We start from the raw sequence: 24,082 nt of genomic DNA on the forward strand, positions 1-24,082 counted from the left end.
ACTTTGTAGCTACTTCATTTGCATTTATACCACTCATAGCTCCACCTAAATCTTCTGAAACCTCTGCTAACTTTTTAGGATCATTGTAATATGTCGTTGCAAGAACTATTGCTCTAGCTCTCTTCTCTGGATTATCAGATTTAAATATTCCTGATCCTACAAATACACCTTCACTGCCTAACTGCATCATAAGTGCAGCATCTGCTGGAGTTGCAATTCCACCTGCTGCAAAGTTAACCACTGGAAGCTTACCATTTTCCCATATATATTTAACTAAATCATATGGAGCTCCATAATTCTTAGCTATTGTCATCAACTCTTCTTTACCTGCTTTTTGTATTTCTTTAATTTGATCATTCATAGTTCTCATATGTGTAACAGCATTCACTACATCACCTGTACCTGCTTCACCTTTAGTTCTTATCATTGATGCACCTTCACCAATTCTTCTTAATGCTTCTCCAATATTAGTTGCACCACATACAAATGGAACCTTAAATTCCTCTTTATTTATATGATATTTATCATCAGCTGGTGTAAGCACTTCACTTTCATCAATAAAATCAATATTTAATGCTTCTAAAATTTGTGCCTCTACAAAATGTCCTATTCTAACCTTAGCCATAACTGGAATTGATACAGCCTCTTGTATCTCTTTTATCATTTTAGGATCTGACATTCTAGCAACTCCACCTTCTTTTCTTATATCAGAAGGTACTCTTTCAAGAGCCATTACAGCACATGCCCCTGCCTTTTCTGCAATAATAGCTTCTTCTTTATTAGTTACATCCATAATTACTCCGCCCTTTAACATTTGAGCAAGATTTTTATTTATTACATCTCTTTCCATTTCAAAGCCCCCTTTGTTTTAATAATTAATATGATAAAACATGTATGCGTACAATACAAATGTATGCATACAATTTTCAAGACCAAAAAAATATATACACTATTAAAATTCATCATTATATATGTTAGATACTTAATTTTATATACAACAACATTAATTAAGATTTAGAAAACAATTTAAATTAAACAATGCAAATACTAGATTTCTAATATAACCTATCTAATATTTGCATTATATTTTTAATATTCATTTAAGTAAATTCATCAATAATCCACTCTTCAAATGCCAAAATTAAATGTAAATACATTATCAAATTACCAACGGATAAGCTGAGCTTCTTTTAATTTAGCATATAATAATGTTATCTTTAAAAACTTCTAAGCATAAACACTATTTACATATACTTATATGCCTTTTAAACTTACCTTTACAAACATAACATGTATCTACAATATTAAAGCCAGCATCTTCAATATATTTACTCATATCTTCAAGCGTAACTATAACTAATTTATCCGAAATTCTACGAGCACCTTTTATAAGAGCTCTCTGTTCATTAAGAGTTGTTTTCGTAAATAATCCATAAGGCAAGTCTATAATTGCAATATCATATTTTTCTTTTATCTTGTGCATATCTCCGCTAGTAATCACATTTTCATATCCAAAAAACTCTAAATTTCTTTTAGCATTCTCTGCAATACTATTGTTAATTTCACATCCTTTTACATCAATGTCCATTGAAAGAGCTTCTATAACGACAGTACCCACTCCACAACAAGGGTCTATTAGTTTGCAATTTAAATTATTTTCAACTGCTATATTAACTAACGCTCTTGCTACTCTTAAACTTAGAGAATTGGAATATGAATAAGGTTTAGTATCATGAATATGCCAAGCAAAATTATTTCTCTTATATTCACCAAATACCCATTTTCCATCAATATTTGTAATTCCTAATGTTATTTTAGGATTATGCATTTCTGATTGACCATTTATAACAAGACCTATCTCTCTTACGCTCCTAAGCCTTTCTTCATAACTTATGTCTCCATCTTCAAGTTTTATATAACATACTTTAAAATCATCATATGATAAATTATCTTCTATAACTTTATTCACTATATTCTCCAATGAATTTTCCTCGTATATTACCGAAACCATATCTTTTATAAAAGGACTTCTAGATGGATTAACATAGCAATTGGAAAAAAAGTATTTCTTATCTGGAGTTTTTTTAAATAAACATTTCATTTCCATGTTGCATAAGCTTTCTTCAGACTTTGGATAATTAATAACGTATAAATATTTTTCACCTTTAAAATTTAATATATTTTTATTCAATTATATTTAACCTCTTTAATTCTTTAAATTTTCTTAACAAAATTATCATTTCATATATTATAGATACTAACATTTTCTAAAATTTATGAAATTAATAAATTTATTTTAAAAGCAAAAAATAATAAATTTCTCTTTTTTACTTCTAACATAAATTATACATCCTTTGAACAAATATGAAAAATATCACTAAGAACTATATAACTAAATAACTCCATATGATACTACTGCCAATTGTGGTGGAAATGCTAGTTAAAGTACAAGCTATTCAAGAGATGTACTTAAAATTGGAGCTATGAGACCTTTATCTGGTTCAACCTCTGCTTAGGGTACATCTGTAAAAGAAGGAGTTGAATTATTAGAAAAAGACGTTAATAATGCCTGTGGCATCAATAATAAAAAATAGAATTCATATTTGAAATGAATAGATCTGATTTAATTTTTTGCTAGAAATCCACATCCCAAATTTCCAATGCAACATTATGTAAAACATGCCCGCTTCTTTCTATAGAATATATTTTAAAATTTAATTCAGAGTTTGTTTATCTATATGATGATGTGATAAAATCTATTTTATGTGCGTAAATAATCACTAAAAATTTTGATTTATACAGGTTTATAAAGTTTAAATTCTTGTTCATTAAAATCACATATAAACCTTAATTAAAATTGAATCATTAACTCTTAAAATGATTCAATTTTTAATTACTAACTGTTAATTGAATATTTTTAATTTAAATAAATATTTTATATTTAGGAGGATACTAAAAATGCAAAAGCTTCTTAGTAAATTGCGTCAAGCCATAAATGATTTCAGCTTAATTAAGGATGGAGATAAAATAGCTGTTGGACTTTCTGGTGGCAAGGATAGTTTAACATTACTTCATTTATTAAATTCATATAAAAAGTTTTCACCACAATCTTTCGATTTAATAGCAATTACTTTAAATCCAGGTGGAGTCAATAATGCACCTCTTCATGAACTTTGTAAAAATTTAAATGTTCCTTTTCATGAAATACAAACTGATATAGGTGAAATTGTATTTGAAATAAAAAAAGAAAAAAATCCATGTTCATTATGCGCTAAGCTTAGACGTGGAATTTTAAATAATACAGCTAAGGAACTTGGATGTAATAAAGTAGCATTAGGTCATCATAAGGATGATGCTATAGAAACCCTTCTTATGTCTATATCATACGAAGGTCGTGTTAATTGTTTCTCTCCAAAAACATTTATGGATAAGGATGCTATAACATTAATTCGTCCGATGGTTTATATTGCAGAAAATTCTATTAGAAATATTGCAAAGAAATACAATTTTCCAATAATAAAAAATCCTTGTCCTGCTGATGGAAAAACTACAAGACAGGATATTAAAGAATTAATAGTTGAACTCAATAATAGAATGCCAGGATTTAAAGAAAATCTATTTGGCTGCTTAAACAATTCTGATCAGCTTTTTATTTGGGATAAAAAATTAATATCTAAACAATAAACATGCTATTGTAAAATGCATATAAATCTCTATAAAATTAATAACCATGCATAAATAAGAAAATAGACTTCTCTATATGCATGGTTTTTTATATATCTAAATTTATACTTATTATTGCTTAAAAAATCAAAGTATTTTTTAAGCAAATCTTAGTTTTTATTTTTATTTTATCTTTCTTAAAAGTTATTTTTACTAATTTTCTTATCCATTCATCCAACAATCCTAAAATCATCTCACACTATCCCCAAAAAATTGTTTAAACATAATAAAATTATATCAACTATTGTCACTACTTTATAAATGTTGCTATATATACTTAAACATACTTTAACATAATCATTAAATAAGTTACTATAATGATTTTTATTGTCAACCATTGAAACTAATTCATATCCATTCCAAGTATTTCACGCATTAATAAATCTTTTTCTTCAAATAATACTTATATAGCTAAATTTAATTTAGTTTGTATTTCAGCTTATAGATAGATAGTTGATTATGGAATTACACTATTAAATTTGCTACTTTAATTAAATATAAACTTGTTATATTACTATCTATATCATACTATATTTCATAATTAAATTTTAAAACTATTGTGTTAGGAAGTGATTAGTATGGCTAAAGAAAAAATACCTAAAAATCCAATTCCAAGCGACTATATCATGGAAAGAGTAAATAATTCTCAACATTCATCGCAGCCAAATTTTTGTTTACATGATGATAAAACATACCATGCTAACAATGTATTAAAGTCTAAAGATAACTCAACTTCACATCATAAAAGTATTAAAGGTGAAAATACTGAAAGAATACCTACATTAGCAAAATATTCTGACATGAATAACACTGATGATGAATTTGAGTACAAAGGCAATATATAGCCTTAAACCAAAATAAAAAATATTAATTTTAAGTTAGGAGTGTTTTCAATGAGTAAAGAAAAATCAAATAACAATTCACATGTAAGAGATGATAGCAAAAAAGCTTTTTCTAACCCATATTTACCAAAAATGAGGACTAATTATCATCCAAGTGATGATGCTGTAGAAAGCGGAACTGGCGTGGATTTTCCAATCAATATGCCTAATCCAGCTGTTGATCCCATTGTTGTAAATAATATTTCTAACCAAGAATTTGATTATACACAAGACATGCTTTCTCCTGATAATTATGATTTAGAAAATGATTCTAAACAAAAATAACAATATATTTAGAAAATTTTAAAATTATTATGTTAGGAGTGATAACTATGGCCAAAGAAAAGACACCCTACAACCCAACTCCTGGAGATTATAATACTCAAATATTATCTGGTACAAGACCAGAAGATCCTGATACTGAAAACCTAAATCATGAACATGAATCACATTCAAAAGTTTATTCTCATAAGACTCATATAATGGATGGTGAAGGAAATGACTTAAATAGTTCTAAACCAAAAACAGTAACTGGCTCTATAGCTATGAATAATAATAACAATGTGTTTGAATATAAAGAATAAATAATTATAGTAGATTTAGAAGAGCCTTTAGGCTTTTCTAAATTCAAAAAAGATAAAATTAATTTAAAGGTGTACTATTGTATTGTTTAAAATTAAAAATAAGCAGCCTCCACTTAATTGAGAAACTACTTATTTTTAATTAAATTTGCTTATTAATAACCCATTACTTATACTTGTAATATGTAAATATTATTACTTTTTAATATTTATTAATTTTATTTTACTTATCCTACATATAAAAATATTTATTATATAAAACTTTATTTAATAGACTTAAGCATTATCAGAATCTTCAAACTCGCTCTTTAATGTTTGTAAAATATCATTAGTGCTTGCAACTAATCCTCTTTTTATTAATTCAATAATAGCATAATCTATTTCAGAATATTTTTTTATTCTCATAAACAGTTCTATTTTTTCAATAGTTGCATATGGTAAATGTTTTTTTAGTAATGATATTAAGCTATTTTCTTCATTTCTAATATGTGCTTCGCTTTTTATAACTGCATCACTTTTAATAAGTACATCATTTTTTATAAATGTATCATTCTTAACATGTACATCGTTGCAAGTTTCGTTCTTTTTTATAACATCCATTTCTGGAAGTCCTATCATTCTTCCTTTATCAGTATTAATGAATACTAATCTAGGATTATTTCCCATATTCATTCTAATATTTCTTTCAAGAACCTGAGATAAACTAATAACTGGATTCTTAGCTTTACTAGGAGCTATTAAATTTTCTTTTAAAGCAATTTCAGCTATTTCCTTAGCTTTAATAGGATAATTACGTTGCTTTAAAATTTCTGCAGCGGCTTGTTGTATTGTAAAAAAACTCTCTTGTTCCATCTATAATCACCTTCTTAATCAACAATCAATAAACAATCAGCTAATAATCAATCAGCAATCATATATTAATCAACAAATAATCATCAATAATCACATTATATGCTCTTTTTAATCATCAGTCAACAATATATATGATTAAAATCGATTATTAATACTTTTTCGATGATTATTAATCGATTATGACAAATTTTCTTTTTAAAACAAAAAATAAAGTGACTTTTATCATCAGATTTCATTTCATTCCATTGATTAATTTCTTAAATTTTATCGCGACCGTAGTTTATAAAAAACTTTTGATACCCAACTTTCGAAACCAACTATTCCATTACTTTCTAAAGTACTATTTCTTTAAGTAATATTGGTAACTAATAATTCTGTAAAATTATAATTAATATTTTGAATAAAAGTTACCTATTTGGTTAAAATTTACAATAAAGCGATTGTAAAATATTAATTATTAAAAGGAAGTGTGGTTCAAATGAAAAAATATTTATTTTACTTTTTAGGATTAACTTTAATATTTTCAACTATTATATCAGTTAGAGTTAATGCTCAAAATATTAATACTGTAAATGTTAATAAAAACTATATTAATAAAGCTAATAGCACCTTAAATTCAAAGGCAACAAATAGTACAAGCAGCAACAATACTATAAACGATAAAAGTGGTACAAGCGATGTAACTAATTCATCAGCACCTACCATTGTAATTGATGCTGGACATGGTGGATATGACAGTGGTGCTATTGGTCCATCAGGAATACAGGAAAAGAATATAACATTACAAATAGCTTTGAAATTAGGAAATCTATTGCAAAGTCAAGGTTATAAAGTTATCTATACTAGGACAAGCGATAATGTACCATGGCCATCTAATGTAAAATTAGATTTAAGAACTCGTACAAAAATGGCTACTGACTCTAATGCCGATTATTTTATTAGCATTCATAACAATGATAGTAAGCTTGCATCTTCAAATGGAACACAGACATTCTTTTCTTATAATAGTGTCAAAGGTAAATATTTAGCAAACTCTGTTCAAAACGAGTTAATAAAATCTGTAGGTTTACAAAATAGAGGTATAGCTCCAGCTAATTATTATGTTCTTGGTCATACGTCTGCAGTGTCTATTTTAACTGAACTTGCATTTATAAGTAATCCTACAGAAGAAAATATTTTAAATAATACTGTATATCAAAATAAATTTGTTAATGCCATTGATGCTGGAATAGTAAATGCAATTAACAATAAAAATTCATAATATATATTACAATATAATTTATTCACTAGTTTAGTTATAAAATAACTAATTTTAATGTAGCTCTTAATTTTCAACATATATATTTAAAGACTGTGGATAACATATATTATTTTAAAACTGCACGCTGATTATACAAAAAAATCTACTTTGCAGTTTGTGGATTTATCCACATTTAAAAATTATCCACAGCTTTCAATTTATCATAATTTTCTCATATAGGGTTCTGCAATGAGAATAGAGATTATGTGGATCCCCCCCTAAATTAGATATATATTTGTTCGATAGGACTATATCACAAACATATATCTAATTTCTCTGTTTGTGATATATTAAATTCTCAATGAGAAACCCTTATATAATCTAGTTGTAACATTTTATAGAAAACTATTTATCTTTCTAACGAACATTACACTCCTTATTACTTTTAATATTCTCATCTATTACTTTGCCTACGCCACGGTAAGGAATATGCATTTCATATCTTAAATAGTTTTTTATTTGAATTCCTTAAAGGAATCTAACCAAATTTAATTTAGTTTAGTATAATACTCTTGAATAGAAGATAGATGTTAGAACCCTGGGAAGTCTTAAAGACTTATACCCGTAAAATAGCGTATCATTCCATCAGGTAGAATTCTATGTTTAGCTGGTTGGGTTTCCCTTGGGGAATTACCCATGTCACAAACAAGGTTATAAACTATCTGATAGAGTGGAAGTTCTATTCTATCTCTAAAATTTAATTTAAAGGATATATATATACAATATCTAAATTTTTTTATAGTCCTGTAGTAGGAATTGATGTTTCAGCTGATTTTTCATATGCTGCAATACTCGCACCGAATGGTGATATCTATAAGAAACTCTTTAAGGTAAAGCATGATGTCAATGGTTTCAACCACTTAGTTAATGAAATAAAAAAAGTGGAAGAAGAGTTTAACATGAAAACTGCAATTTTCATGGAGTCCACTGGTGTGTACCACTTCTCTCTTTTCCACTATCTTAATAAATATTTTGATAACACATTTGTTATCAATCCACTCGTTACTAAGTCTAACAAAAATGGAGACATAAGAAATAAGTAATAAATTTATAGTTATAACCGAATTCATTTTATTTACTTGTTATCCTTTATTTATGATACGGTTCTCCGTATCAATGGCAAATTATAACCCTTTTTTATCCAAAATGGATACCTATTACGATATCCCTTAACTCTTACTTAGTTAGTTATTGATTTTCTGATAATATTAACTTGAAATTCAGTAAGACCTGTTAATTTCGCTATTAGTTCGTCTGACATTCCCTCTTTTATTGCAATTTTAGCTGTTTCTATTGCTTGTTCTTCTTTTCCTTCTATCTTACCTTTTTCGATTCCATCTTGAACCAGCATTTCTCCTAATTTTGTCATACTTATCTCCTCCTTTACTTTTTCCAAATCCTTTTCGTCTAAAAATTTATCTGCAAATGCATATAGCATTTTCTTTAATTACAATATCTCCATCTTTGTCATACATTGATATTACTTTTACATTATATTTATTCCTGTCTGTAATAAAGTAATCATCATCTTCTATGCTTACTTTATTATATATTTTGCAATAGCTCATCTCTTTTATTATTTTGGTTTCAGTCTGCTTTGCCATTTCAATTACATCTCCTTTTCTATTAGAATTTCATGAAGCTCCTTAGTTGAAAACACTACAATGGAATAATCATCGGATAATAGAAAAAGTGACGAATGGTAATCAATACCATCATCACTCTTTATAATATCTGTATATTCTGGAAGTAGTCCTCTTATATTATTAGCTTTTATTTCTGCAACATCTTCTTTTGATTCCAATAGTGCTATATATCCTCCTAAGTCTTTGTCTACATCTCTAGTAACACCATAGTTATCGTCTAGTAATGTTATTATTTCTTCTGCTTCTTTTAGTATTTCATTTGAGTATTTTTCTTTTAGTTCTTCTAGTTGTCCTTTTTTGTACAGTTTTATCATCTTTATTCCTCCTTAAAATATATAAAAGAAACCTCAAATCCTTATTGTTTCAAGACTCCTCTACTTATTATTCCATTACTATAATATATTTTTATTGTTATTACTTTAATATCATATACATTTAAATCCATATGCTGTAATATATAATCATAATATATTAGCATATGTAAATGGAGGAATATCATGACAGAGCAATTGATGTCATTATCTAAAATTTTTACTGAACAAATATTCAGAATTCCTGATTATCAAAGAGGTTACTCTTGGACTATAAAAGAAGTTCAAGATTTTTGGAATGACTTATTAAGATTACAAGAAAATAAGAATCACTATGTTGGAGTATTAACTCTAGAACCAGTAGACTCAGCCAAATACAAAACATGGATTGATGATACTTGGCTAATAGATTCAAAACGATTTGTTCCCTATTTTGTTGTAGATGGACAACAACGATTAACCACATCTATTCTGCTTATTCATTCTATTATAGAAATTATGGAACAGCGTAATATAAATAAACTTAATTATACATCTCAAGAGGAAATAAGCAGACGTTTTATCTTTGACTCAAAAGATGAAAACAAGTCTAGAACATACATATTTGGCTATGAAAATGAGAATCCTAGTTATGAATATCTCATTAATAAAATTTTCAAACAAAAAACTCAGACTAGTTCACATATTGAAGAAACAATTTACACATCAAATTTAAGAGATGCAAAAGATTTTTTTATGAATAAACTTAATTTAATATCTAATACTAAAGATTTAGAAAGTATTTATACTAAAATTACACAGCACTTCTTATTTAATTTATATGTTATTTCTTCTGATATAGATGTATTTGTAACCTTTGAAACTATGAATAACAGAGGAAAACCTTTATCTCACTTAGAATTACTAAAAAATAGACTAATTTATTTATCAACTTTATTTAAAACCAATGATAATGATAAAAAGCGATTAAGAAGAAATATAAATGAATGTTGGAAGGATATTTATCATTTACTTGGCAAAAATAAAGATAACAAATTATTAGATGATGACTTTTTAAATGCTCATTTTAAATTTTATTTTTGTAATGAACTTAAAAAAATTATGGACAAGCATAGTAACTACCGATATTTACGTAGTGCTAATGAAATACAACAAAATTATTTACTTGAAGAATATTTTATTCCTCTAAATGTAATCAACGATAAACTAAAAATAGAGGAAATTTTTAATTATATAGAAAGTATGAAAAGTAGTATTACAATATGGGAATACATAAATAATCCACTATCATCAAACTTTAGTGATGATGTAAAAGAATATATTAATAAAATAAATTATATAATAACATATTGTAGCAGATACTATCGGTCAGGTGTGACAGTATTTTTATTAGCATGTTTGGATATGAACGAAAGTGATAAGGATATACTCAATTTATTAAAATTATTAGAGCGATACTTATTTTTAATGCTATTCTATCCTAGCGAAGTGTTAGAAGGTAATCATACTTTTGAAATTGATTTTGAACAGATTGTATTAAAATTAAATAAATCTGAAACTAATCTTACTAAAATAATAGATAGAATTGAAAAGACTTCTAATCAAATTATTACAGCAACTGATAATAAAAAATTAATCATGTATTATTCTAGATGCGGTTTCTATCATACTAATTGGTTACGATATTTTTTATGTGAATACGAAACAAGTTTAATGAAACAAAGTAAAAACAAAGTCTCAAAATTAGATAGAGATTTGTATTTCATTCAACCATATGACTCTATAGAACATATATATCCTCAAAACTCACATAATCAATATTGGTTAAGAATGTTTAAGAATTTTTCGACCAAAGAACGAAGTAGTCTAAAATGCTCATTAGGTAACTTTGTCGGTATATCAAAACCCAAAAATGGTAAATTAGGTAACAAATCTTTTCCTGATAAAAAATATAATTTAGAAAATTCATTAGGATATAAATATGGAAGCTATGCAGAAATAGAATTAACTAACTACGAAGATTGGAGTGCCAATGAAATCTTAAGCAGAGGAATTAAGTTAGTGAATTTTCTTATAACTAGATGGAATATTAAAATTGGCTCTTCAAAAAAGAGTGAAAAAAAAGATTTTCTAGGGTTATCCTTTCTTAAATGATAATGTTTAATAAATAATAAAAAATTCATATAACTGCTTTTTAGTTATATGAATTTTTTATCCAATTTTAGTAAATTTGGCATTTACTTATGATATGGTTCACCCTTCATTATCCTAAATCCCCTATAAATTTGTTCCAAAAGCATAACTCTGAAAAGTTGGTGTGGAAATGTCATCTTTGAGAAACATAATTTATAATTAGCTCTAACTAAAACACTTTTTGAAATTCCAAGACTTCCTCCTATTATAAAAGCAACATTAGAATTTCCAATTACACCTAAGTTATGTATATAATCTGAAAACTCTTGTGAAGTTAGTTGCTTCCCACATAAATCCATTGCTACTACAAACATATTATCTTTAATTTTATTTAATATTGCTTGCCCTTCTTTTTCCTTAATTGCTTCCTCTTCTTTTTCAGAAGCATTATCTGGTGTTTTTTCATCTGCAATTTCTATTATATCTAGTTTACAATACCTATTTAGTCTCTTAGAATACTCTTCTATAGCATCTTTTAAATATTTTTCTTTTAGTTTTCCAACAGTAATTATAGTAATATTCATCTTTCTTACGTTATTCAATGAATTTTTAACAAATTCATTGAATAATTCTCCCTTCAGTACTTTGAATTAATTTTATCTTTAGGCACAATCAAATAAACTTGTTATTTATTTGATTGTGCCTTAAGCTTCTTTTATTTTTCTCTTTGCTCTTATTTTATATAGTCTATATGCAGTAAGAACTGCTCCAATACCACATATTATACCTGCTGCCACATAAACATACTGCATTCCATATACAAAAATATCATCTCTTCCTTCTATATATCCTGTAACATGATATCCTATCTTACTACTCATTCGATTATATAAAAATGTAGTGGATAATGATACACCAAAAACCATTCCTAAATTTCTTACTAATGCATTTATGCTTCCTGCAATTCCAAGCTTATTCTTATCCACAGTAGACATAACTAACGAATTATTAGGAGATTGGAACATTCCATTACCTACGCTTATAACTGTTATAAATACAATTAGTAAACCCAAATGAGAATATTGATTTAATATTGACATTAAAAATAATCCCAAACTAGTTCCTACAAGACCTAAGAATGTTAAAACTTCTGAACCTAATCTATCTGATACATATCCACTCATAGGTGCAACAACTGATAATATTATTGGTGAAACCATCATTAAAATACCTGTAAGTGATGGTGTTAACTTCATAACATATTGCAAATAAAATGGAAGAATTATATTTGAGCAGCTTATTGCTACAAAAGAAATAAATGCACAAAATACACTTAGTGAAAACAAGGAATTATTAAATATTTCGAGTTTTATTAATGGTTGATCTATTTTCTTTTCAACTATTATAAATAAAATAAATAATACAAATGCAATTATAAAGCTCATAATAATAGCATTATTGTTAAAACCAATTTCTTTACCAAACGTTAATGCTCCAAATAATAATATCATAGCTAAACCAAACAACACTGCACCTTTTGCATCTAATTTTTCATTTACATTACTATCACTTTTTGGTAGTGTCTTCATTGCAAGAACAAATGCCAATACACCTATTGGTACATTTATTAAGAAAATATATTGCCAGCTTAAAGCTGATACTATTATCCCTCCTATTGGTGGACCTACCATTGAACCTAATGCTACAAATGTCCCGTTTACTCCTAGTGCTCTTCCTCTTTCATTACTAGGGAATGTATGTGTTATAATTCCATGACTTGTTGACATAGTTCCTGCAGCACCTATAGCTTGAAGACCTCTCGAAATTACCAACATTACTAATGAATTAGATATTCCGCAGGTTAAAGATCCAATTGTAAAAATCACAATCCCTGTTTTAAAAATTGTAGTTTTTCCTTTAATATCAGCTAATCTTCCAAATATAAGAATTGTTCCTACTATAACTATTAAATAACTTGTGACTGCCCACTCTATAGATGCCATACTTACTGAAAGTTTTTCAGCCATGACAGGTAGCGCAACATTTACTATACTACTATCAAGAGTAGCCATAAATGTTAATAACACTATCGTGAGTAATATTATCCATCTTTTCTTATGTGCTCTATCATCATTCTCTACATTTTGCATATTTTTTTGTCCTTTCTGTATATATCTTTTGTACAATGCATGTTACTCACGTGAAAATAAATAACAATTCCAATTTGTCATGGATATTTTTCATCAGACAAGGAAGTAAATTGCCCTTATAGTGTGTCTATTAAGTCAATTTGTAGGCTCAGCATGATGAAAAATAGATTGGCAAAGAGACTTTTTATTTATTTAAATACGCCTTAACTGCGTTTAAATCTAAATTATAATATACTTTTATTATTTGCACAAATGAGATGATAATTCTTAAAACATAATAAATATAATCCACAGTTTTTTACTTTTAAAAAAAATTATCCACAAATTTATTATTATTATGTGAAAAAGTAGAGAGATTTAATAAAATCCTCTCTACTTCCTTTATATTTCTGTGAATTATTCTAACTAAGCTTTAATAAGTATTGCAACTCTGACAACTTAATATTTGTTTTTTAACAAAGCTAATTATATTTTTATTTATTATTTCAATTTAAATGATCCTACCATTTCATTTAAATTATCTGATGAATATTCTAACACCTCAGTAGCTTGTTTTAATTGTTTTATTCCATCTAAAATCTTCTCAACAACTACTAATGATTTTTCACTCTTATTTGAACTGCTTTCAGTAGATTGCTCTATTCTGTCTGCCATAGTACTAACATTATTCATAACATCACCTACACTTTCACTTTGAGTTGATGTTATTTGTGTGATAGACTTCATAGCATCAGATATTATATTTATATCTTTATTAATTTTGTTAAAAGATTTCATTGAATCTTTTACGCTTGTTGTAGACTTAATTATTTTGCTATTTATCTCTCCTGCATATTCAAAAGTAGATTGAGTTTGCCCCTGAACTTGATTAATGAAATTGCTTATTGACTTAGTTGCCTCTTCTGTCTCAGATGCTAGTTTAGATATTTCTCCCGCTACAACTGAAAATCCCTTTCCACTTTCCCCTGCTCTAGCTGCCTCAATTGATGCATTAAGAGCTAGCAGCTGAGTTTGTTTGCTGATATTACTTATTACATTAACAACTTCACTTATCTTTTTAGAATATCCTTGCAACGTGTTAATTGAGTTTACAGTTTCACCAATAGTAATCTCTAAATCTTTCATATTTCCTATAACCTCTTTTGAAGCATTTTGAGCTACAGATGCATTGTCATTTGTTTCTTCAACTATTCCGGAAACTTCTAATACAAGGCTGTCCATTTCTTGAATTGAGGCTGATATTTCAGAAAACTTGTTCTTTGTATCTTGGAATACTACATTTTGTTCTTGAGAATTTTCTAATAAACTTACAACCGTATTCTCAATTAACCCCATGCCGTTTTTAACATCATTAGTTATTTCTGAAACTATGTTAACTGATTTTTTAGTTGTTTTTGCTGATTTCTTAACTCTATCTAACATACTCATTTGATTGTTTATAAATTTATTAAACCATCTTGATAATTCTCCAATTTCATCAGATGACATCTTCTTAACTCTCTTTGTTAAATTTCCTTCACCTTCTGCAATATCTTGTAATATATCTATTGTCTTACTTAAGGGAGATACAACCATCTTCCTACAAATTGTTAAAGTAAATGTAGATAATATAATCCATATTACTAAAGATATATATATACTCATGCTTGGCACAAACTTCATTGATATAGCATTTATTATTAGTAGTGCTGCAGACATAATTGATACTGCTAATGGTATTTTAAAATTAATGCTTTGAAAGTTATATATTTCATCTATATCCCCCTCACACATCATCCCCCAAACTTCTTCACAATTAGGCGGCTTAATCAATGTTCCTTTCCCACCAACCATTATGTGCCTATAATCTGAATATCCTGGCCAACAATCTAGATTTTGTCCATTTTTAATTGTGTTATCTACACCTTTATGTAAAGTATTAGTTGCTGGATCATTGAATAAGATTTCAAATTCAGTATGTTCTTTAATTCTTACATTGCCCCAACTCTTAGTTCTTATCCCATCTTTAAGATTTTCACCTAGAGTAAATGTATTATCTTCAAATCTACTTCTTGAGATTGCAGTTCCTGGCTTTATTCCTCTATTTGATTTAACCATAAATAAGTAATTATCTCCAGAATCCTTGTATATATGAGTATCTTCATCTTGAATAACATTACTCATATCATCATTTAAAACTCTACAGCATAATACTCGTATCTCACCATTATGATTTCTACACGGACAGGAAAACATAAGTGTAACATCATCCACAAATTTCTTATTACTTATATCCGTATCAAGTGTTCTCTTATCAATATACGGACCATACATTAATGGTTTACCTTCAAGCCCTGTTTTCAAATTAGGTAAATCACTCATGTTTAATCCTATATGCTGTTTACATGAAGAAACTGATACAATTCCTTCATTGTCTAAAATAAATATCTCACAAAAATCCTCATGTTTCTTAATATGTTCAAGTAAATAGTTATTTATTACAAAATCATTATCTTCTAAAGTTGTAAGTGAACTCTTTATATTCTCTATTTGAGCCCATTGGTCCTTAAACCAATTATCTAATGCTTTTTTTCTTCCATTAGATATTCCTTCAAATACTTTCTCTGAATGTTCCCTTAAATTCTTATTAAGTAAATATCTCATTTTTAAAATCATATTATTTACCACCTTAATTTCTATTTAAATTTTGCTTATATTAAAAATAAACTTGTATCGTATTTACTTGATGTTTTATCTCTATAAATACACATTAATAGCGTAATTGCACGATAATTTCTTAAAATAAAAGCACTAATAATAGATTAAAAAATCTAGTATTAGTGCTGCCATAGCAAAATTTATTATTTTCCTTGTTTTCATTATTTACCACAATTATAACAACTTAATTTATATTTGTAAAATATTTTTTCATTTTGATTTTCATATGAAAAAAAGCCCTATTTAAAATAGGACTTTTAAGCTTATATTATTGATTTTTTCCACAACATTTTTTATATTTCTTGCCACTTCCACATGGACATAAATCGTTTCTGCCCACTTTTTCTGTGTTTCTAACAATTTTAGATTCTTTGTATTGTTTTTGAATTTCATTTCTCTTTTCTTCTGAGAATATTCCATCCCATTGTGGTAATGTATATAAATATTCAGCTTTTGCATCTAGCATATTATAATATAAAGTTTCTAAGTTTATATCTAATACTAATTCAGTATCAGCTTCAATAGCTTCAAGATCATATGGTTTCTTTAAGCTATCATTAATTCCATCTATAAATCCCATAGTGAATTCTACTGAAGAATTATATTCTTTAGATAATTCATTTATTGTAGTTTTCTTAGCTTCTTTATGATTAGCTAATAAATCCTTGTATATTCCCTTTTCTAATTTACTGTATTCTGCCCAGAAAGCATTTTCTCCTTTAGTCTTTACATAGTCAACAACCATGTCAGTCCAATTTGTATATAAACTCATAGTTTAAGTCCTCCCTTAAATTTTCATTATATATTATTTTAATAAATTAGAAACTTAGATAATCTAAATTTCTATATAACTACTAGGATTATGCCTATTTGCCATAGTTAAAATTATGTCCTTTTGTTGCTTAATTCCATTTTCATTTAGTACATTAAGAACTGTCTGATAAGCTAAATCAGGTTGATTATTTGTATTGCTCAAATGGCCTAAAATAACTTTCTTATTTGAATCGCATTTAACTAATTCAACAATTGCGTTTCCACAATCATCATTAGATAGATGTCCTATCTCACTAAGTATTCTTCGTTTTAATGTATACGGATATGGTCCAAACTTAAGCATATTAACATCATGGTTACTTTCAAGAAGTATGACCTCTGAATCTTTAATATTGTCATAAATTTCCCTTGTAAAAGTACCAAAATCTGTTGCTACACTTATACTCTTTTTACTATCACTTATTGTATATCCTGTTGGAGATACGGCATCATGTGGAATATTAAAAGCTTTAATACTCATATCCTCAATTTGAGTAATTGATCTTTTATCAATTACCTTTATATTATGTTCTTTTATCTTTCCTATTGAGCTTTCCATAGCAGCCCAAGTATCTCCATTTGCATATATAGGAATATCATATTTTCTAGATAATACACCTACACCTTTAACATGGTCACTATGTTCATGAGTTATGAAGATTCCATTTAAATTAGTTGGTTCTTGATTAATTTGTTTTAATGCTTCATCAATTTTTTTGCCTGGGAGTCCTGCATCAATTAATATCTTAACTTTATCAGTAGCAACAAACATGCTATTCCCACTACTACCACTATATAAAGAACAAAATATCATTTTAACCCCTCCCATAACATTATTTTACTCTTCATCAACTTTTATTCTTTTTATATCTGCTCCTAAGGCTCTAAATTTATTTTCTATATGAGGATATCCTCTATCTATATGTTCTATACTAGTTATTTCAGTTGTGCCTTCTGCAATTAATCCAGCAATAACCATTGCTGCACCTGCTCTTAAATCTGTTGCTTTTACTATAGCGCCAGTTAACTTTTCTGCTCCATCTATTATAGCAACTCTTCCTTCAACCTTTATATTAGCACCCATCTTCTTCAATTCATCTATGTGCTTATGTCTATTTTCCCAAATGGATTCAGTAATTAAACTTCTACCTGGAACAATGCTTAATAGCGTTGACATTGGCTGTTGAACATCCGTTGGGAAACCTGGGTATGGAGTTGTTTTAATATTAACAGCTTTTAAAGGTTTATCAGCAGTTACTCTAACGCAATCATCACCTTCTTCAACTGTAGCTCCCATTTCTATAAGCTTAGCTGAAATTGATTCTAAATGCTTTGGTATAACATTTCTTACATAAACGTCTCCACCTGTAGCCGCTGCCGCGATCATAAATGTTCCTGCCTCGATTTGGTCTGGAACTACACTATAAGCACATCCCTTTAAACTTTCTACTCCTGTTACTCTAATTACATCAGTACCAGCACCTTTTATGTTAGCACCCATAGAATTTAGAAAATTTGCTACGTCAACAACATGTGGCTCTTTAGCTACATTTTCTAACACTGTTACACCTTCTGCAAGTGTTGCTGCTATCATTACATTTATTGTAGCTCCAACTGAAACTACATCAAAAAATACATTTGCACCAACTAATTTATCTGCCTTAACTTTAACTGCTCCATGCTCTATGATAACATCAGCACCCAACGCTTCAAATCCCTTTATATGTTGGTCTATAGGTCTTACCCCTATAGGACATCCACCTGGAAGTAATACTCTTGCTTCTTTAAATCTTGACAATAATGCGCCAATAAAGTAGTATGATGCTCTCATTCGTCTAACGTCGTCTGTATTTGCGTCAAACTTATTTACATTCGTACTATCTATTTCCAACGTATTATTATCTATTTTAATTATATCGCAACCTAAATCTCTAAGTATTCTTTCTAAACAGTGGACATCTTCAATATCTGGTATGTTATCGATTGTACATTTTCCTTCACTTGCCATTATTGCTGCAGGTAATATTGCTACTGCTGCATTTTTAGCTCCGTTGATATCAACGCTGCCTTTAAGCAAGTTTCCTCCATTTATAACTAATCTTTCCATTGAATTCACCCTATCCATAAAATATATATTATCAATTTTTATCCATTTACATTATTAACCTATTTTAGTGTTCAAATCTACCTTAATTATTATATCATAAACTAAATTTATTTAAATATCTTTTTTAAGTATATATGCTATTTCCACAATTTTTCTTTGCGTACTTGCAATAATAATATTTATTCATCCATTTATTATCTGCATAGCCACAATATTTCTGTAAAATTTTAATAATAATTACAAAACTATCATATACAATTGTTATTTAATTATTCTTTTATTTAATTTATTATGTTATAATTTATTAAAACTTTTAGTAAAGCATATCAATGAAATAAAATAATAAGTTATACATGCGAAAAAGATTTAATATCATGAATAAAATCATTTAATAAATAGACATTAACTTTCTTCGCTGACACAATAGACACAAATTTAATTAACTTATTATTTTTTTAAATTATGCTCAAATACAATATTGAGATTGTGAGGTTTATCATGAAGTACTATATAGTTGCATTATTTGATGAGGAAACCTATCAAGTAATTTCGCCAATCCAAAGAAATATGTCTAAAAAATTTAGGGCTAATAGAAATTCACCCTTACCTTTTATTCCACTCGTAGGTATAGAAAATCCTAATTTAGATAAACTTTATCCTATTATAGATAAACTTATAGCCTCTTATAAAAGTTTTAGAATTGATGCTAGTGACTTAGTATATCTATCTGAACCAACTAAGAGCATTAATCTAAAAATTGATAATAAGGGTTACATAAAGAGACTTTCGCGTAATTTCTTTGATACATTATCTATTAATGGCTTTAATGTGAAATCTTTTGGAGATAATTTTATTTCTCTTGCTAATTTAGGTTATGTTCCTAAAGATTATAAAAAGCAAGATGTTAAATTAAATTTCCCAGACATATATAATAAAGAAAATTTTGTTAAATTAAGAATTAAAAGTATTGAGATATGGAAACTACCTACTATAAAAAAGAATGTTCCATTAAAATCATGTATTTTTAAAAGTTTTTAGCGATATAAAATAAAGATAAGCTGTAGAATTATTATTAATTATTCTGTAGCTTATTTTTTATTAAATTTTTTTAAATTATTTATGATATAACTAAATTCATAAATATGCATCAATTTTTAAAATTATTTGTCAATTGTGAATTTTATGTAAATATAAAAAAATTTTTTTCTGTATTCGTTTACCCTGCTTTCATTTATTTTAAAGATTTTGTAAAATAATATTAATTGCTAGAAATGTAGGAGGTTTCACTATGAACGTTCAACCAATGTTTGAAGTACAAAAAAAATACAATGATACTTTAGCAATAAATGATGAGTTAAGCTCTTATAAGTTGCAAGCACGTAAACACTTAGAGTTTGAAATAACTCTTGGCTCTTTAGCTAATGAAACTACTTGTTTCAATTATTTGATGAAGAACACTAAACAAATTAATATCAATGAAATATTTAATAAATATATTAATTGTCTTTCTCAGGTTTTAACATTGGGAATTGATCATAAATATACTGATTTAATTGCAGTATCAATGGCTCCTAATGATTATTGCTTAAGCGATCAATTTTTAAATTTATATATTGATATTAATGATTTAATTGCTTCTCCATCTTTAGATCACTATTTAACTTTATTTGAAGACTTGCTAAGTTTAGGACTAACCCTAGGCTTCTCGGAAGATCTAATACAAAATCAATTTATTAAAGGTCTAGATATGTCTTTAGTACTTTAATCTTAAAATTATTATATATTTAGTATCGAATATTTAAGTTTTATGTATATTACAATTTTAATTTTTCAATCAAATTAAGTTACTACTACTCATTTTGATGTAAAGTATTTTTTGTAACATAATATATGCTTTTTATTCGATTTTTTTGTTTTTTTGAATATTTCTTATATTTAATAGTGTCACGGGAATAATATTTCTGAGGTGATATTATGTTTGGAATAATATGTGCAATAATTTCAGGAATTGCTATGAGTCTTCAAGGAGTATTCAATACACGCTTAGGTGATAAAATAGGTACATGGGAAACAACTGTAATAGTTCAGGCTATTGCTCTTGTATTAAGCTTAATTATCTCTGCTATTTTTGGGCATGGTAGTTATAGTAATCTAAAAGATGTTAGCAAAATTTATTTGTTAGGCGGAGTACTTGGCGTTGTGATAACATTTACAGTAATGAAAAGTGTCAGTTCAATGGGTCCTACTTTAGGAATAGGTATAATACTAATAGCTCAATTGTTTACTGCTGCTCTTATTGATGCTTTCGGATTATTTGAAAGTGAAAAGATTAAGTTTTCATTAAATCACTTTTTAGGTATTGCCATTATGATTGCCGGTATTGTAATATTTAAATGGAAACGCTAAGAAAGGAAGGATAAAACTTAAATGTTTTTTTCTAATATAAATTTTTTATTCCATTTAACAATCGATAATTTAAAAGAATATTTTAAAAAAAGTGAATCAATAAAATCTGATAAAATTACCAAAAACTCTGTAAACTGGTTCGGTCATGCAACTACAGTAATTAATTTGTGTGATAAAATAATTGTTACAGATCCAGTTTTTTCTAGTTCATTAGGATATTTTAAAAGAATTGTGAAAAAACCAACCTACATAAAAGATTTAAAAACAGATTATATACTTTTATCCCATGGCCATATGGATCATTTGAATTTTCCATCACTTCTTAAGTTAAATAAAGATGCAATTATAATTGTTCCAAAAGGTTATAAACGAATAGCTAAGCTGTTGGGTTTCAAAAATATCTTTTTACTTCATCCTGGCGATGTATATAGAGATGATCATATAAAAATCACTGCTTATGAAGCTAATCATGATGGAAGACGTTTTTATTTTGGTGTTGATAACGAAAGCATTTCCTATCTAATTGAACGAGAGGGTAAAAGTGTATTCTTTGCTGGAGATACTGCACTAACAAATAATTTTGAAAACATTAAATGTGATATTGCATTAATGCCTGTAGGCTGCTATAAACCTGATAGATTCTCTTACATGCACTGCACTCCAGAGCAAAGTTATGAAATGTTTAAAATGATGGATTCTAATATCATGATTCCAATTCATTATAAGACATTTAAAATTTCATTAGAAAACTTTGAGGAAACTAAAAACACATTATTAAACTTAAATGATAGTTCTATAAAAATGATTGATATCGGTGAAACATATAGATTCTAAATATAATTTAAATCTACTTTGAATTATATTTAAAATGAATTTCAAAAATAATAAGTCAGTATGCTTATTTATTTAATATCCTATTTCATTAACATGCTTACTAAATAGCATGCATCCTTATTTGATATTAAATATGCTTCATACTTTACTTGTTATCTTTCATGATTAAATATATTTTTTCGAATAAATACTATAATTAAAGGGTATAAGATAATAGTAGAAATCTTATACCCCTTAATTATATGACGAATAATTATATTATTCATATTAACAATATAATTATTCGTCATATAATATATTAGAGTAATAATATTGGGAGAAAGATATGTTTTCATCTAAAAATAAATTAGATTATAATTTAAGGTACTATATATCTAAAAATGCTTACAAACATTATAGAGTACTTATAAAATATAAAGATTTTCAATCTTCAATTTCAAAAAAAATTAGCTCATATAAAGGGACCATTTATAATATTATAGAATCTGCAAAACTCATTAGTGCTGATCTTAATCCTAGAGGAATAAGTAGGATTTCAGAATATCCAGAAGTGGAAGAAATTTATTTAGATGAGTATTTATTTTTATGTGGCATGAGTGTTACTGCCGCTAATAGAGTTCACTTTTCTGATAAATCTAAATTATCTGGTACTGGAATTGGAATTGGACTTGTAGATAGTGGAATTTTTCCACATCCAGATTTGACCTATCCTAGTAATAAAATAGAACTGTTTGTTGATTTAATTAATAATTTACACTATCCTTATGATGATAATGGACACGGAACATCAATGGCTGGCATTTTATGTAGCAGTGGATTATCTTCTAATAACATGTATAAAGGGATATGTAATAAAAGTAAGCTATTTTGTTACAAAGCTTTTGATAAGTTAGGCAAGGGATTTGCTTCTGATATACTATATTCCATTGAGAGTTTAGTTAAAATATCTAAGGTAAATAACATAAAAATATTATGTTTACCTTTCGAACTTTTAACTCACAATACCTTTATAATTTCTTGTTTTGATGAAATGTTTAATTATGCCACCTCCAACGGATTAATCCCTATAGTACCTAGTGGAAGTAATTTAAACTATAAATCCTCAATTATGGGGATTGCCACCCTTCCTAATTGTATTACTGTAGGAGGATTAAATACATCTAATCCAATAATAAAAGCATATAATTATTCATCTGGTGGACCTTATGCAAAATTATCTAAACCTGATTTATCTGCTGCTTGCATGAACATTATGTCTTTAAATTCTGATAATAATTATCTTTCTGAAAAAAATGGCATAAAAACTTATCCTAATAAACTTGATGTACCATATAAAACTTTTACCGGAACATCTTATTCGACTGCATATATTTGTGGATTATGCTCTCTACTATGTGAAAGAAATCCATCTGCAACTTTTAATGATATAAAAGCATTATTAAAAGTTGCCTGTGATAATGTTGAAGAAATACCAGATTATCTTCAAGGTGAAGGTATTATAAATATAAATAAGCTTATACCCTAATAAAGTACTTTATTTAGGCACTTTAAGAATAAAAATACAGAATTATCACAAGCTTTAAAGATAATTCTGTATTTTAATATTTGAATTAGTGATTATTAAATAATATTCTAATTTATCAATGTT

Annotated in this window: 23 protein-coding genes and 1 pseudogene (1 of these 24 running past the window's edge); 12 read left to right on the top strand and 12 right to left on the bottom strand. The window is 27.2% G+C overall.

Going from position 1 to position 24,082, the window contains the following annotated elements; genetic code table 11:
- Together pdxS and CLSA_RS21580 are read right to left on the bottom strand one after the other, a co-directional pair.
- Positions 1–850: the 5' portion of a pyridoxal 5'-phosphate synthase lyase subunit PdxS gene (pdxS, locus tag CLSA_RS21575; protein WP_022750754.1), read on the bottom strand. 20 nt of this gene lie to the left of the window's left edge; only the first 850 of its 870 coding nucleotides appear in the window; it begins with the start codon at positions 848–850; its stop codon lies beyond the left edge, outside the window.
- Between the two features lie 390 nt (positions 851–1,240).
- On the bottom strand, positions 1,241–2,191 hold the full coding sequence (locus CLSA_RS21580) for a TRM11 family SAM-dependent methyltransferase (protein ID WP_022750755.1): 951 nt from the start codon (positions 2,189–2,191) through the stop codon (positions 1,241–1,243).
- Between the two features lie 767 nt (positions 2,192–2,958).
- On the opposite strand from CLSA_RS21580, the gene CLSA_RS21585 reads away from it, so the two are divergent.
- From CLSA_RS21585 to CLSA_RS21600, 4 genes are all read left to right on the top strand, one after another.
- Positions 2,959–3,684, top strand: a complete 726-nt coding sequence (locus tag CLSA_RS21585; RefSeq protein ID WP_022750756.1) for a tRNA 2-thiocytidine biosynthesis TtcA family protein — start codon at positions 2,959–2,961, stop codon at positions 3,682–3,684.
- A gap of 617 nt (positions 3,685–4,301) precedes the next feature.
- On the top strand, positions 4,302–4,568 hold the full coding sequence (locus CLSA_RS21590; RefSeq protein ID WP_022750758.1) for a hypothetical protein: 267 nt from the start codon (positions 4,302–4,304) through the stop codon (positions 4,566–4,568).
- A gap of 48 nt (positions 4,569–4,616) precedes the next feature.
- Positions 4,617–4,889, top strand: coding sequence for a hypothetical protein (locus CLSA_RS21595; protein ID WP_022750759.1), 273 nt, complete (start codon positions 4,617–4,619; stop codon positions 4,887–4,889).
- Between the two features lie 47 nt (positions 4,890–4,936).
- Positions 4,937–5,188 carry a hypothetical protein gene (locus CLSA_RS21600; protein WP_022750760.1) on the top strand — a complete coding sequence of 84 codons (252 nt, stop codon included), beginning with the start codon at positions 4,937–4,939 and terminating at the stop codon, positions 5,186–5,188.
- Positions 5,189–5,461: 273 nt separating this feature from the next.
- Here CLSA_RS21600 and CLSA_RS21605 read toward each other — a convergent pair whose 3' ends face one another.
- Entirely contained in the window at positions 5,462–6,037 is a 576-nt protein-coding gene (locus CLSA_RS21605) for an HTH domain-containing protein (RefSeq protein ID WP_022750761.1), read from the bottom strand.
- A 478-nt stretch (positions 6,038–6,515) separates the two neighbouring features.
- Here CLSA_RS21605 and CLSA_RS21610 point away from each other — a divergent pair, with 478 nt between their 5' ends.
- Positions 6,516–7,298 carry an N-acetylmuramoyl-L-alanine amidase family protein gene (locus CLSA_RS21610; protein ID WP_022750762.1) on the top strand — a complete coding sequence of 261 codons (783 nt, stop codon included), beginning with the start codon at positions 6,516–6,518 and terminating at the stop codon, positions 7,296–7,298.
- Between the two features lie 761 nt (positions 7,299–8,059).
- Positions 8,060–8,371, top strand: a pseudogene (locus CLSA_RS22735) (IS110 family transposase); the annotation flags it as partial.
- A gap of 146 nt (positions 8,372–8,517) precedes the next feature.
- On the opposite strand, the gene CLSA_RS21615 reads toward CLSA_RS22735, so the two are convergent.
- Genes CLSA_RS21615 through CLSA_RS21625 form a run of 3 tightly spaced genes read right to left on the bottom strand, consistent with a single transcriptional unit; the run spans position 8,518 to position 9,297 of the window.
- Positions 8,518–8,706, bottom strand: coding sequence for a hypothetical protein (locus tag CLSA_RS21615; RefSeq protein WP_140395228.1), 189 nt, complete (start codon positions 8,704–8,706; stop codon positions 8,518–8,520).
- A gap of 46 nt (positions 8,707–8,752) precedes the next feature.
- On the bottom strand, positions 8,753–8,941 hold the full coding sequence (locus CLSA_RS21620; RefSeq protein WP_022750764.1) for a hypothetical protein: 189 nt from the start codon (positions 8,939–8,941) through the stop codon (positions 8,753–8,755).
- A gap of 5 nt (positions 8,942–8,946) precedes the next feature.
- The gene (locus CLSA_RS21625; RefSeq protein ID WP_022750765.1) at positions 8,947–9,297 is read right to left on the bottom strand and encodes a hypothetical protein; all 351 of its coding nucleotides are present in this window, start codon (positions 9,295–9,297) and stop codon (positions 8,947–8,949) included.
- A 183-nt stretch (positions 9,298–9,480) separates the two neighbouring features.
- Between CLSA_RS21625 and CLSA_RS21630 the strand changes: the two genes are divergently transcribed.
- Complete coding sequence (locus CLSA_RS21630; protein WP_022750767.1) at positions 9,481–11,448, top strand: DUF262 domain-containing protein; 1,968 nt, start codon at positions 9,481–9,483, stop codon at positions 11,446–11,448.
- Between the two features lie 83 nt (positions 11,449–11,531).
- On the opposite strand, the gene rlmH is transcribed toward CLSA_RS21630, so the two are convergent.
- The 6 genes from rlmH to CLSA_RS21660 form a co-directional block, all read right to left on the bottom strand.
- A complete protein-coding gene (rlmH, locus tag CLSA_RS21635; protein ID WP_022750768.1) occupies positions 11,532–12,011 on the bottom strand; it encodes a 23S rRNA (pseudouridine(1915)-N(3))-methyltransferase RlmH in 480 nt (159 codons plus the stop codon).
- 120 nt (positions 12,012–12,131) lie between these two features.
- Entirely contained in the window at positions 12,132–13,577 is a 1,446-nt protein-coding gene (locus CLSA_RS21640; protein ID WP_022750769.1) for an MFS transporter, read from the bottom strand.
- 480 nt (positions 13,578–14,057) lie between these two features.
- On the bottom strand, positions 14,058–16,232 hold the full coding sequence (locus CLSA_RS21645) for a methyl-accepting chemotaxis protein (protein WP_022750770.1): 2,175 nt from the start codon (positions 16,230–16,232) through the stop codon (positions 14,058–14,060).
- 310 nt (positions 16,233–16,542) lie between these two features.
- Positions 16,543–17,046, bottom strand: coding sequence for an SEC-C metal-binding domain-containing protein (locus CLSA_RS21650; RefSeq protein WP_022750771.1), 504 nt, complete (start codon positions 17,044–17,046; stop codon positions 16,543–16,545).
- Between the two features lie 63 nt (positions 17,047–17,109).
- Positions 17,110–17,901 (bottom strand): MBL fold metallo-hydrolase, encoded by a 792-nt coding sequence (locus CLSA_RS21655; RefSeq protein WP_022750772.1) that lies wholly within the window; start codon positions 17,899–17,901, stop codon positions 17,110–17,112.
- Positions 17,902–17,925: 24 nt separating this feature from the next.
- On the bottom strand, positions 17,926–19,194 hold the full coding sequence (locus CLSA_RS21660; protein ID WP_022750773.1) for a UDP-N-acetylglucosamine 1-carboxyvinyltransferase: 1,269 nt from the start codon (positions 19,192–19,194) through the stop codon (positions 17,926–17,928).
- A gap of 498 nt (positions 19,195–19,692) precedes the next feature.
- Here CLSA_RS21660 and CLSA_RS21665 point away from each other — a divergent pair, with 498 nt between their 5' ends.
- From CLSA_RS21665 to CLSA_RS21685, 5 genes are all read left to right on the top strand, one after another.
- Positions 19,693–20,232, top strand: a complete 540-nt coding sequence (locus CLSA_RS21665; RefSeq protein ID WP_022750774.1) for a hypothetical protein — start codon at positions 19,693–19,695, stop codon at positions 20,230–20,232.
- A gap of 250 nt (positions 20,233–20,482) precedes the next feature.
- Complete coding sequence (locus tag CLSA_RS21670; RefSeq protein WP_022750775.1) at positions 20,483–20,959, top strand: dUTP diphosphatase; 477 nt, start codon at positions 20,483–20,485, stop codon at positions 20,957–20,959.
- Between the two features lie 209 nt (positions 20,960–21,168).
- A complete protein-coding gene (locus CLSA_RS21675) occupies positions 21,169–21,600 on the top strand; it encodes a DMT family transporter (RefSeq protein WP_022750776.1) in 432 nt (143 codons plus the stop codon).
- Between the two features lie 21 nt (positions 21,601–21,621).
- Positions 21,622–22,434, top strand: a complete 813-nt coding sequence (locus CLSA_RS21680) for an MBL fold metallo-hydrolase (protein WP_022750777.1) — start codon at positions 21,622–21,624, stop codon at positions 22,432–22,434.
- A gap of 325 nt (positions 22,435–22,759) precedes the next feature.
- Complete coding sequence (locus CLSA_RS21685) at positions 22,760–23,959, top strand: S8 family serine peptidase (protein ID WP_022750778.1); 1,200 nt, start codon at positions 22,760–22,762, stop codon at positions 23,957–23,959.
- The last annotated feature ends 123 nt before the right edge of the window (positions 23,960–24,082 follow it).

The organism is Clostridium saccharobutylicum DSM 13864 (assembly GCF_000473995.1).
Classification (GTDB): Bacteria; Bacillota; Clostridia; order Clostridiales; family Clostridiaceae; genus Clostridium; species Clostridium saccharobutylicum.

Bases quoted from the DNA above. Each gene is read 5' to 3' on its own strand.
- CLSA_RS21645 (WP_022750770.1), bottom strand. From the start codon at position 16,232: ATGATTTTAAAAATGAGATATTTACTTAATAAGAATTTAAGGGAACAT.
- CLSA_RS21595 (WP_022750759.1), top strand. From the start codon at position 4,617: ATGAGTAAAGAAAAATCAAATAACAATTCACATGTAAGAGATGATAGC.
- CLSA_RS21685 (WP_022750778.1), top strand. From the start codon at position 22,760: ATGTTTTCATCTAAAAATAAATTAGATTATAATTTAAGGTACTATATA.
- CLSA_RS21615 (WP_140395228.1), bottom strand. From the start codon at position 8,706: ATGACAAAATTAGGAGAAATGCTGGTTCAAGATGGAATCGAAAAAGGT.
- CLSA_RS21590 (WP_022750758.1), top strand. From the start codon at position 4,302: ATGGCTAAAGAAAAAATACCTAAAAATCCAATTCCAAGCGACTATATC.
- CLSA_RS21625 (WP_022750765.1), bottom strand. From the start codon at position 9,297: ATGATAAAACTGTACAAAAAAGGACAACTAGAAGAACTAAAAGAAAAA.
- CLSA_RS21680 (WP_022750777.1), top strand. From the start codon at position 21,622: ATGTTTTTTTCTAATATAAATTTTTTATTCCATTTAACAATCGATAAT.
- CLSA_RS21675 (WP_022750776.1), top strand. From the start codon at position 21,169: ATGTTTGGAATAATATGTGCAATAATTTCAGGAATTGCTATGAGTCTT.
- CLSA_RS21605 (WP_022750761.1), bottom strand. From the start codon at position 6,037: ATGGAACAAGAGAGTTTTTTTACAATACAACAAGCCGCTGCAGAAATT.
- CLSA_RS21650 (WP_022750771.1), bottom strand. From the start codon at position 17,046: ATGAGTTTATATACAAATTGGACTGACATGGTTGTTGACTATGTAAAG.
- CLSA_RS21655 (WP_022750772.1), bottom strand. From the start codon at position 17,901: ATGATATTTTGTTCTTTATATAGTGGTAGTAGTGGGAATAGCATGTTT.
- CLSA_RS21640 (WP_022750769.1), bottom strand. From the start codon at position 13,577: ATGCAAAATGTAGAGAATGATGATAGAGCACATAAGAAAAGATGGATA.
- CLSA_RS21660 (WP_022750773.1), bottom strand. From the start codon at position 19,194: ATGGAAAGATTAGTTATAAATGGAGGAAACTTGCTTAAAGGCAGCGTT.
- CLSA_RS21670 (WP_022750775.1), top strand. From the start codon at position 20,483: ATGAACGTTCAACCAATGTTTGAAGTACAAAAAAAATACAATGATACT.
- CLSA_RS21585 (WP_022750756.1), top strand. From the start codon at position 2,959: ATGCAAAAGCTTCTTAGTAAATTGCGTCAAGCCATAAATGATTTCAGC.
- CLSA_RS21665 (WP_022750774.1), top strand. From the start codon at position 19,693: ATGAAGTACTATATAGTTGCATTATTTGATGAGGAAACCTATCAAGTA.
- CLSA_RS21620 (WP_022750764.1), bottom strand. From the start codon at position 8,941: ATGGCAAAGCAGACTGAAACCAAAATAATAAAAGAGATGAGCTATTGC.
- CLSA_RS21610 (WP_022750762.1), top strand. From the start codon at position 6,516: ATGAAAAAATATTTATTTTACTTTTTAGGATTAACTTTAATATTTTCA.
- CLSA_RS21630 (WP_022750767.1), top strand. From the start codon at position 9,481: ATGACAGAGCAATTGATGTCATTATCTAAAATTTTTACTGAACAAATA.
- rlmH (WP_022750768.1), bottom strand. From the start codon at position 12,011: ATGAATATTACTATAATTACTGTTGGAAAACTAAAAGAAAAATATTTA.
- CLSA_RS21600 (WP_022750760.1), top strand. From the start codon at position 4,937: ATGGCCAAAGAAAAGACACCCTACAACCCAACTCCTGGAGATTATAAT.